Raw genomic sequence first — 8,206 nt, 5'->3', positions numbered from 1 at the left:
TGAGGGCTCCAGAAGGGCGTTTTAGGGCAAAATCGACCAAATTTTCCACTTTTATTTGATAATTCCCACTGCCGGGCGCTTGACACATCTCAGCATTGACCAGGGTCGGAATTGTTCAATGGTCTTCTATATGTTATATGATCAAATGGACTTCAATATCGGGGGTAGATACTATACATTGCCTGAAGTCCTTGCCACCCCTTAACATATTTTAACAGAGATAGATAGCATATATGTCTTGTTACTCCAGTGCATTATTCGGATTATTTTTTTCGACGCACAAAAAACGGTTCCCGCAGGAACCGTATAATATAACTATATGGTATTAAGGAATTAGTCCTGAGGCAACCATTCGTCCCGTATTGTAGGTTTACGTTCCGGAGCAGGATCCTCCACCTGATATGCAGCTTCGGATAAGATATAGATTACTTTTACGCCGGCTTTGCCAAATGATTCGGTACTGGTAGCAATAAAGCTGTACTGTTCGGTATCGTAATTGATGGTGAAATCCGTAGCATCAATATACATCACACCATTCTCGTCAGATTTTATCTTATAGCTATCGGTATCGCTAAGGTTCAACAGACCGAAATCAAAAGGATAGTCACCAAATTCATCTTGCAGTTTAAATGCTTCAGCTGCATCAATTGCAGTTTTCATAATCGGGACTACTTTTTCGAATTTCTCTTGAGCCAGAGCTTCTGCGGCTTTGTCGATTTTTAGCTGGCGCATGCCAAAGAAAAACACAAAGACCAATCCCACTAAAAGCAGGATCATAATCAACTCTACTAAACTAACCTTATACTTGTCAGCTACTTGCAAATCCTTAGTTGCATCGGGCTGTGTATTTTTTGCTGTTTCAGACATTATCTTCTCCCTAGAAATTCTTCTTTGTTCTCACTCTTTTAAGCTTTCTTTTTTTGTCAAACCTTTTTTAGCATTTTCCCATTTTACCACTGTTTTACCAGACTAAATCAAGGTTCCTGCTCTCTGATAGACATGACTGAGAGGAGAGAAAGCCATCAATCTACATTTAGTGCATATAGGGTTTCGGTCTCTTTCCCCTGAAATCCTCAAGTATACGAGTTGGTTTCAAGCTCAAGGATACATTGAATGATGGTTTATCCGCATTGATATACTTCAGACCGCCCCTAAACTCTATAAAATCCCATATCAAGCTAGGATTTCTGAATCGAAGCCCCAAACCTTGCTCATAGAGGTGTTCCCTATTCTTTGAACCAGGACAACCATCCATTACAGCCATATCGATATAGGCAAAGTAGGAGATTTGAAACCCTAATACTCGGTACGACGTATTGAAGTCTTCTTCGATGCTGACACTCAAGAGATCAGTTCCCTGTAAATCTTCTCCCTCCCTGAAAAATATGTCTTCAGAGAGTGTGATAGTTTGGATGGGTAAAGTCTTATATGATTTTACAATCCTACTTCTTATCAAGCTACGCGCCTCCAGGTTGCCGATTATCTTGGGAGGTGAGATATATAGCGGTTCTATAGCAATGAAGCTCTGTTCCGCTTCTGCGCCGTCAAAAAAGCTGTCCCACGCCATTTTGGCATAAAGGTAATGTCCTGGCCTGCGATAAGCGGAAAATGCGCTGTGAATGCCCAAAAATGGCCGCTGCTTCATCTTGCCGAATTCATACCCGTACAATAATTGTAATAAGTGCCCTTTAGGCAAGTAATCGCTGTCCAGAAACGAGCCCAGACCTTGAATATTACGATATTCCGAGCTGGCATAACCCAGAGCGCCCAAAGCAAAAAAGGAATCCTGCCAGCTTAGCCCATCTGGATGCTCCTGGTGCTTTGTTGATTCCATACTTATGGCAGAATACAGATACTGCGGATACTCAAGATTGGAAAAAGCATGGGCATACCATGCGCCATATTCTTGTTTTTTCACTCTGATACTATCATGAGGAGGAGAGCTTTGAGCAGAACAAAAATCAACTCCGCCAAAATCAGCATAAAGGGGATATAAAAAATCGCGCTGGAATGCCAAGCTAAATGATTTCTGCCCCGGCAAGGTCAAATAGTTCAGGTCTCCTTGAATGAAGCGTGAAAACATATTGGGATATGTATATGTGGATTCCCAGCCCAGGGACTCCCTCTTTTTGGGATCAATATACCAGCTGTGCTTCATTGAATGACCTAAACCCAGGAAATTCCGGTCAAGCAGTTTCAATTGCAGTTTGTTACTGTCCATCAACTTGGAACTTAGCAATAAAAAGAACTTCTCTCTCACCACCAGGTCAATCCCGGTAGCATTATCTCCTCTATCACTGAGGAAAAAGGTCAACTCCGAAAACAGACCCAAATCATACAGATACTGCAGATTGGCAACCAGGAGATCAGGATTCAAACTGTCTCCCTCGCTTACAAAGAGATTACTCTTCAGGATGTTCATGCGGGTCTTGGGTTGTACCATGTTAGCAAAGCGCAAGACATCATTATACAGAGGGATCTTTTCGCTACGTGCGCTTATCTCAAACACATCCTGCTGTATGATGTTCAGATATATGATTTGTTTTCCTTCCCATTCGGAGAAATCGCTATCCAATTCAGGTACATCGGAATCCCGACCGCTTGACCTGAAGATGAGGGGATACACCCGTTTCAAGAAACGATTCTCCTGCATGCTGTCCTGAACATCGGACACCAGATCTCTGTTAATGACATTATTGATGCCATTGGAGATGGGATCTTCGTTTCTGGCCCAAGCTGCAACAGTGGACACAACAAAGAATAAAGCCGTAATAAATATGCGTTTCATACAATGCTATACTTCTAACGCCAATTTGCAGAGTCACAGCTATCAGTCAAGATAATATGCGCGACTCTTTCCTCTCTATCCTTTTATCTTTTTTTGCGCTTTTACGTATCCATATTCTCCTTTAACAACCTGTTGACCTTTATTCTGGAGAGCTCATCCGCTTATATCACCAGTGCTGGATAAACTATCTACCTAATTCTTAGTATTTCTTCATCATTCTCCTCTGTACTATCTTCAACGGACTTGCCTGTATACTTAAAAGGGTGACTCTCCAATAAGTGATTGCAACTTGGAGATTATAAGTGATCACTGAAAACTGCAAATTTGATCACTGAAAACTGCAAATGGGATTTTGGGGCAAGATTCTGATCACCGTTTCTGCAAATGGCAGTCCATCAGTCTCAGTTTGAAGATCAAAAATCGAGTAGGGTGATGCTGGATGATCAAATCCAGCATCATCCCTCTCACAGAACCGTGCGTACGGGTCTCGTACACGGCTCCTGATAATCCTTGTAATTAGCTCATGATCGAGAGTGTCGAAGCACTTTGACAGATCCATGTCCACAGCCCAGGAAAGGTCATACCGAACCAGAAACTGCTGTGCTTTAGCCACTGCATGCTGGCACGATCTTCTGGGACGATATCCATAACTCGAGGGATGGAAGTCCGGCCCAATGATCGGCTGTATTACATTCAGGATGGCTTGTTGCACCACTCTGTCTCTGACATTCGGTATGCCCAATGGTCTTTTCTGCCGTCCGGTCGGGGTATTTCTACTCTTCTTACCGGAGAGGGCTGAATGGTCTTTGTGCGTAGATATTCATGAAGTTGATTGATATTCTCTACAAGATTTGCTTCAAAGTCTGTGATGCTCTGATGATCCACACCCGCTGCTCCTTTGTTACGCTTGACGCTTTCAAAGGATGCATACAGGTTCTTCAGCGCATAGACCTTGTCGATTAAACTGTAGTACTTTCTCATGACGTTCCTTGTTTCATTGCCGCTTCTTTGATTCCGTTTCCCTGATGCTATCAGTTCCTTCTTCCTGTGAATCCACTCTCTTTAGCTCAAGGCAATATAGAAGATTCTCCGGCGTAGCCTTTCCAGGAATACTCTGACTCGTGTGGTCGGGATTGAAAGGAAGTTCGTCACCACTGTCAATCCGAGCCTCAAAGCATTTCAGCTTCTTCTTTAGTTTCTCACTTTGCATCATCTACTTCTTGTCATTTCTGCTGTCCTTTGGATTACCTTCGCCCCTTCGCATGAACTGCAACCTTTTGAGTTGCAGCCCCCAATGCTACCATGAGCATTGTCCCCTTTGTTTTATCCTCCCGTCTGTCACCAGCTTTCATCGGCAAAGGGTTAATCACTAATACGGGCTCATCTGCCACCTGCTGTCGCATAGATATCACTTGCCTCTCAGCTTGATCAATCTTTCCACTGCTGTGGACAACAACAGGCTTCCCCAGTTAAGCTTTCCTGCCTGAATATGAAGCCATCTGTCAAAATCTGTAGAGCTATCCAGCTTTAGGGCTTTCCCACTTTAGGCAAGGTTACCCACTCTACCGACCAACTTCAGTTCGCTTGTGCTATGTTCCATATTCCCACTGCTTCTTACTTCAGACCCTGCCGTTGCCAAGAGCGCCCTTGATCTCATGTTGACTTCCCGCTGGTAAGGCGTCAGGACTTCTTTCAGTCCATCGGCGCAGAAAGCATTCTGGGCAAACCAAAAAAAAGCCACCGTGAATCCGGTGGCTCTGTATCTCTTTTGTTTTTTAACTCTAGTGGATTTGAAGTTCCTTTAGATGTTCGATGTATGCCTCAACTCCACCGGGTTGGTATCCAGTACGTCCGATTTCTTTTCCCTCTTCATCAACAAGTAGAATAGTTGGATAACCCTGTACACCAAATTGACGCATCAGCTTGTCGTTTTGTTGCTTCAGTGCGACACTTTGTTCTATTTGGTGAGGAAAGTCCAACTTCAAAAGAATCAGGTTTTCTCTCGCATACTTGGTAAAGGCTTCCTGCGTAAATACTTCAGAACTAAGCCGCTTGCACCAACCGCACCAGTCTGATCCGGTGAAGTTCACCAATACTGTGCGATTTTGGGTTTTAGCAGTAGCAATGGCCTGATCCCAGTCCTCTATCCAAGTACCCGGTTCATAATCCTGTGAGGATTGAACTTCGTTCACTTCCTGTTCAGACATTGAAACCTTGTCTTTAGCAGCGGGATTGCAAGCCCAAAGTAAAGCCATGGATACCATTAGGATTGTCAGAGAGTGTCTCATAGATTCACCTCGGTTCCGTTTATCAATACTTTTACTACTACTTTTGCTGCTTCTTTCAGCATAGCATATACCCCGCAGTACTTCTCGGTCGAGAGTGTCACAGCTTTCACAATCTTGTCTTCAGGCAGATTACTCCCTGTGAATTTGTATGCGATTGTTATGGTATGATATACTACAGGATGGTCCTTTGTGGGTTCTCCTTCAGCTTCCATTTCGAACGAATAATCTTTAACCTGCATTTTTTGAAGAATTGATACAACATCCATTCCCGAACAACCGGCTAAAGCGGTTAACAAAAGAGATTTAGGGCGGGGTCCTGTATCGTTCCCGCCATGCTCTTTGTCCACATCCATCAGTACATGATGACCTGCAACCAGAGAATCAAAACTGAGATCTCCGGTCCATTTGGTTACAACTACACCAGCCATAGCTATATCTCTATGTAGGAATCCCTCAGTACTTCTTCGTACTTCTCTACGTAGGTTTTGAAGCCCTTGTAAATATCAGCTATCTCTTTTTGAGACAATTTGTCCAACAGACTCTTTTGCTGGTCAAGAACCGTCTTCTGGCTGTTTTCGGCAAGCTTCATTCCCTTTTCAGTAATGATGGCAAACCAGCAACGGCGATCTTCTTCGCTGGGCCTGCGTGTAACCAGTTTTTTGTTGACCAGGTTATCCATAATACGAGTAACACGGCTGTGAGAAACGCTCAAAACCTTTGCCAGTTCATTCATATTGGCAGGGGTTTTGGTGTTGTAAAGGTGGTTCAGTAGCATGCATTCCATGCGTCCTGCTTGGAGGCAAGCCTTCTGAGTGTAATCAATGTCACTGAGTACAACTTGAAGGCGGGTAACGAGTTCGTGGAACTTTTCAGGGTAGTTTGTCATTTTTTCTCCATACGTTTTTTCGTTGTCACTTAATTCCAAGAAGTTTATCTATCTTGGCTTTATTAAAAACCGATAGTTGTATGATTATTGATCCAGGTCTGCGGGATACCCGATTGACCTGTCTTGCGAACCATGTCGCTAAGGGCTCTATTGTCCCTGGATACGTCAACTCTTTATATATGAAACCACTAGATTTCAAATAACTCTTTAGCTTCTTACACCATGAGCATGTAGGTGTACTGTATATTACTATGTTCAGTATTTCCATGATACTCCATGAATCACATTATATAGCAAACATTGAGAAAGCCAAAACTTTTTTTTGTCTTTAAAAAACACGTTTAAATAACATCGAAATCCGGGCATGGGAATCATTGTCATTCCGTAATAGTGCATCAATTTATCTTATTGATTGATATACAATAAGGCACTCATATACCCATTGCTGGACAAAAGTTAATGATGCCCCCATATTTGTCAAGGTGTTTCTATTTCATTGATAATACACCCTGAATATTTCCCAAATTCTAATGAATATTGTTACCGTCTGTGCGCAATGAATCTGGATGTGATGGTAAATCCCAGAAATAATAGTGTATGCAATATTATTATCGATCCGGAAATAGTCCAGATTGAGACTCATCCTGACCTGAAGAAGAAATAACTTGCCACAATGGCCTGCCCAAGGATGATGGGTTTTGTAAACGATATGTGAAGGAAGCTATTATGCCATCAACTTTTGTATGCACGGATTGTGGCTTTGAAACCGGCAAATGGAGTGGAAAATGCCCAAATTGCGGTAGCTGGAGCACACTGAAAGAAAGCAGCCGAATCATCGGTAAGAACAAGATCACACATCAAAACAGTCCACGACACAAACCCGAGAAGATTGTGAAGATAAGCGGTGTAGCCGAAGAGAGAATGAGCACTGGCTGTTCAGAACTAGATCTGGTTTTGGGAGGAGGCATAGTATCCGGCATGCTGATCTTGATAGGCGGAGAACCCGGAATAGGAAAATCGACTTTGATGTTGCAATTGGCAGAGTGGCTGGGGCAAAGTGGGAAAAAAGTACTGTATTGCTCCGGAGAAGAAAGCACAGCCCAGATTCATATGCGCAGTAAACGACTCAATGTGAAAAGCGAAAACATCCTGCTATTGTGCACCAATGACACAGAACACATCATCGACAGTATTGAAGAAGAAGCTCCGGCACTAGCAATTGTGGACAGCATCCAATCCATTAGCTTGAGTAGCATAGATAGTATTCCGGGAAGTATCACTCAGTTACGCGAGAGTACAAACAGGCTGCTAAAATGTGGGAAGCAGAATGGCATACCTATATTTATGGTGGGTCATGTTACCAAGGAAGGTTATGTAGCAGGCCCAAAGATACTGGAGCATATGGTAGATACAGTTCTTTATTTTGAAGGTGAGCTGCGGAATCAATACAAAATCCTGAGGGCTGTAAAAAATAGATTTGGCTCCACCAATGAGATAGGTTTGTTTGAAATGACCAATCTGGGACTGATGCAAGTAGATAGCCCAAATTCTATATTTCTAAGTAATGAACTGGAGCAAATCGGTACCTCAATAGGTTGTATCATAGAAGGAACTCGAAGTTTTATAGTGGAAGTACAATCTCTGGCCACTGGCTCAAACTACGGTACTCCGCAAAGAGTGGTGGTAGGACTGGAGCAGAAGAAGCTTGCCATCCTATTAGCTATATTGGAGAAGAATCTAGCGCTGTATCTGCGGAGCAATGATGTATTCATAAACCTTGCAGGAGGCATTCGATCGGTTGATCCCTCTTTGGATTTAGCCATAATTGCCGCTATCATTAGCAGTCTGAAAGACAGCCCATTACCTCCAAACTCTGTATTTATCGGTGAAGTTGGCTTGAATGGGGAAGTAAGACCGGTATCCCAGCTAGAAGCCCGAGTGTCCGAGGCCGTTAAACTGGGATACACAAACATCTTCGTCTCTGGTTTTGCCCGGATAAAAACGCATACCAAGGTTCACAAAATCAAAGATATCAAGGCTTTGTTTGCAGCAATTACCCAGTGACTCGTCAAGACATGAGTGTCGTTTTCCTACTGGACTGCCATACTCCAATTTGCCTGCTAATCTTTCCTACACCTAAGTGCTTGGAAAATGGAGTGTCGCTAGCGAGAAATAGTTCGTATGTCATTATCCAGCTTTGCGATACCCTTTTAGAGCAGATATGGATTTATCCATCTCTTCGAT

The 8,206-nt window shown here is 43.1% G+C and carries 9 protein-coding genes; 1 reads left to right on the top strand and 8 read right to left on the bottom strand.

Annotation, left to right across the window (positions count from 1 at the left end; translation table 11 throughout):
• Nucleotides 1–333 precede the first annotated feature (333 nt).
• The 8 genes from PHF32_08125 to PHF32_08090 all read right to left on the bottom strand — a co-directional run bounded on the left by PHF32_08125 (nt 334) and on the right by PHF32_08090 (nt 6,230).
• On the bottom strand, nt 334–867 hold the full coding sequence (locus PHF32_08125; protein MDD4560682.1) for a hypothetical protein: 534 nt from the start codon (nt 865–867) through the stop codon (nt 334–336).
• Between the two features lie 166 nt (nt 868–1,033).
• The gene (locus tag PHF32_08120) at nt 1,034–2,788 is read right to left on the bottom strand and encodes a hypothetical protein (protein MDD4560681.1); all 1,755 of its coding nucleotides are present in this window, start codon (nt 2,786–2,788) and stop codon (nt 1,034–1,036) included.
• A gap of 328 nt (nt 2,789–3,116) precedes the next feature.
• Nucleotides 3,117–3,500 (bottom strand): reverse transcriptase domain-containing protein, encoded by a 384-nt coding sequence (locus PHF32_08115; protein ID MDD4560680.1) that lies wholly within the window; start codon nt 3,498–3,500, stop codon nt 3,117–3,119.
• Nucleotides 3,482–3,769 (bottom strand): hypothetical protein, encoded by a 288-nt coding sequence (locus PHF32_08110; GenBank protein MDD4560679.1) that lies wholly within the window; start codon nt 3,767–3,769, stop codon nt 3,482–3,484. Before PHF32_08110 ends, PHF32_08115 begins: the two co-directional genes overlap by 19 nt.
• 800 nt (nt 3,770–4,569) lie before the next feature.
• Nucleotides 4,570–5,076 carry a thioredoxin family protein gene (locus PHF32_08105; GenBank protein MDD4560678.1) on the bottom strand — a complete coding sequence of 169 codons (507 nt, stop codon included), beginning with the start codon at nt 5,074–5,076 and terminating at the stop codon, nt 4,570–4,572.
• Nucleotides 5,073–5,504 (bottom strand): OsmC family protein, encoded by a 432-nt coding sequence (locus PHF32_08100; GenBank protein ID MDD4560677.1) that lies wholly within the window; start codon nt 5,502–5,504, stop codon nt 5,073–5,075. Before PHF32_08100 ends, PHF32_08105 begins: the two co-directional genes overlap by 4 nt.
• 2 nt (nt 5,505–5,506) lie before the next feature.
• Nucleotides 5,507–5,962, bottom strand: coding sequence for a MarR family transcriptional regulator (locus PHF32_08095; protein ID MDD4560676.1), 456 nt, complete (start codon nt 5,960–5,962; stop codon nt 5,507–5,509).
• Nucleotides 5,963–5,987: 25 nt separating this feature from the next.
• On the bottom strand, nt 5,988–6,230 hold the full coding sequence (locus PHF32_08090) for a glutaredoxin domain-containing protein (GenBank protein MDD4560675.1): 243 nt from the start codon (nt 6,228–6,230) through the stop codon (nt 5,988–5,990).
• Nucleotides 6,231–6,688: 458 nt separating this feature from the next.
• On the opposite strand from PHF32_08090, the gene radA reads away from it, so the two are divergent.
• Nucleotides 6,689–8,026 carry a DNA repair protein RadA gene (radA, locus tag PHF32_08085; protein ID MDD4560674.1) on the top strand — a complete coding sequence of 446 codons (1,338 nt, stop codon included), beginning with the start codon at nt 6,689–6,691 and terminating at the stop codon, nt 8,024–8,026.
• Nucleotides 8,027–8,206: the final 180 nt, after the last annotated feature.

The organism is Candidatus Cloacimonadota bacterium (genome assembly GCA_028706475.1).
In the GTDB taxonomy this organism is placed as follows: domain Bacteria; phylum Cloacimonadota; class Cloacimonadia; order Cloacimonadales; family Cloacimonadaceae; genus UBA5456.
The sequence above is the reverse complement of the archived record's forward strand: the minus strand, read 5'-3'. Positions and strand labels throughout refer to the sequence as shown.

Excerpts from the sequence above, each read along its gene's own strand:
- PHF32_08125 (MDD4560682.1), bottom strand. The coding sequence starts at position 867 with ATGTCTGAAACAGCAAAAAATACACAGCCCGATGCAACTAAGGATTTG.
- PHF32_08120 (MDD4560681.1), bottom strand. The coding sequence starts at position 2,788 with ATGAAACGCATATTTATTACGGCTTTATTCTTTGTTGTGTCCACTGTT.
- PHF32_08110 (MDD4560679.1), bottom strand. The coding sequence starts at position 3,769 with ATGAGAAAGTACTACAGTTTAATCGACAAGGTCTATGCGCTGAAGAAC.
- PHF32_08105 (MDD4560678.1), bottom strand. The coding sequence starts at position 5,076 with ATGAGACACTCTCTGACAATCCTAATGGTATCCATGGCTTTACTTTGG.
- PHF32_08100 (MDD4560677.1), bottom strand. The coding sequence starts at position 5,504 with ATGGCTGGTGTAGTTGTAACCAAATGGACCGGAGATCTCAGTTTTGAT.
- PHF32_08095 (MDD4560676.1), bottom strand. The coding sequence starts at position 5,962 with ATGACAAACTACCCTGAAAAGTTCCACGAACTCGTTACCCGCCTTCAA.
- PHF32_08090 (MDD4560675.1), bottom strand. The coding sequence starts at position 6,230 with ATGGAAATACTGAACATAGTAATATACAGTACACCTACATGCTCATGG.
- radA (MDD4560674.1), top strand. The coding sequence starts at position 6,689 with ATGCCATCAACTTTTGTATGCACGGATTGTGGCTTTGAAACCGGCAAA.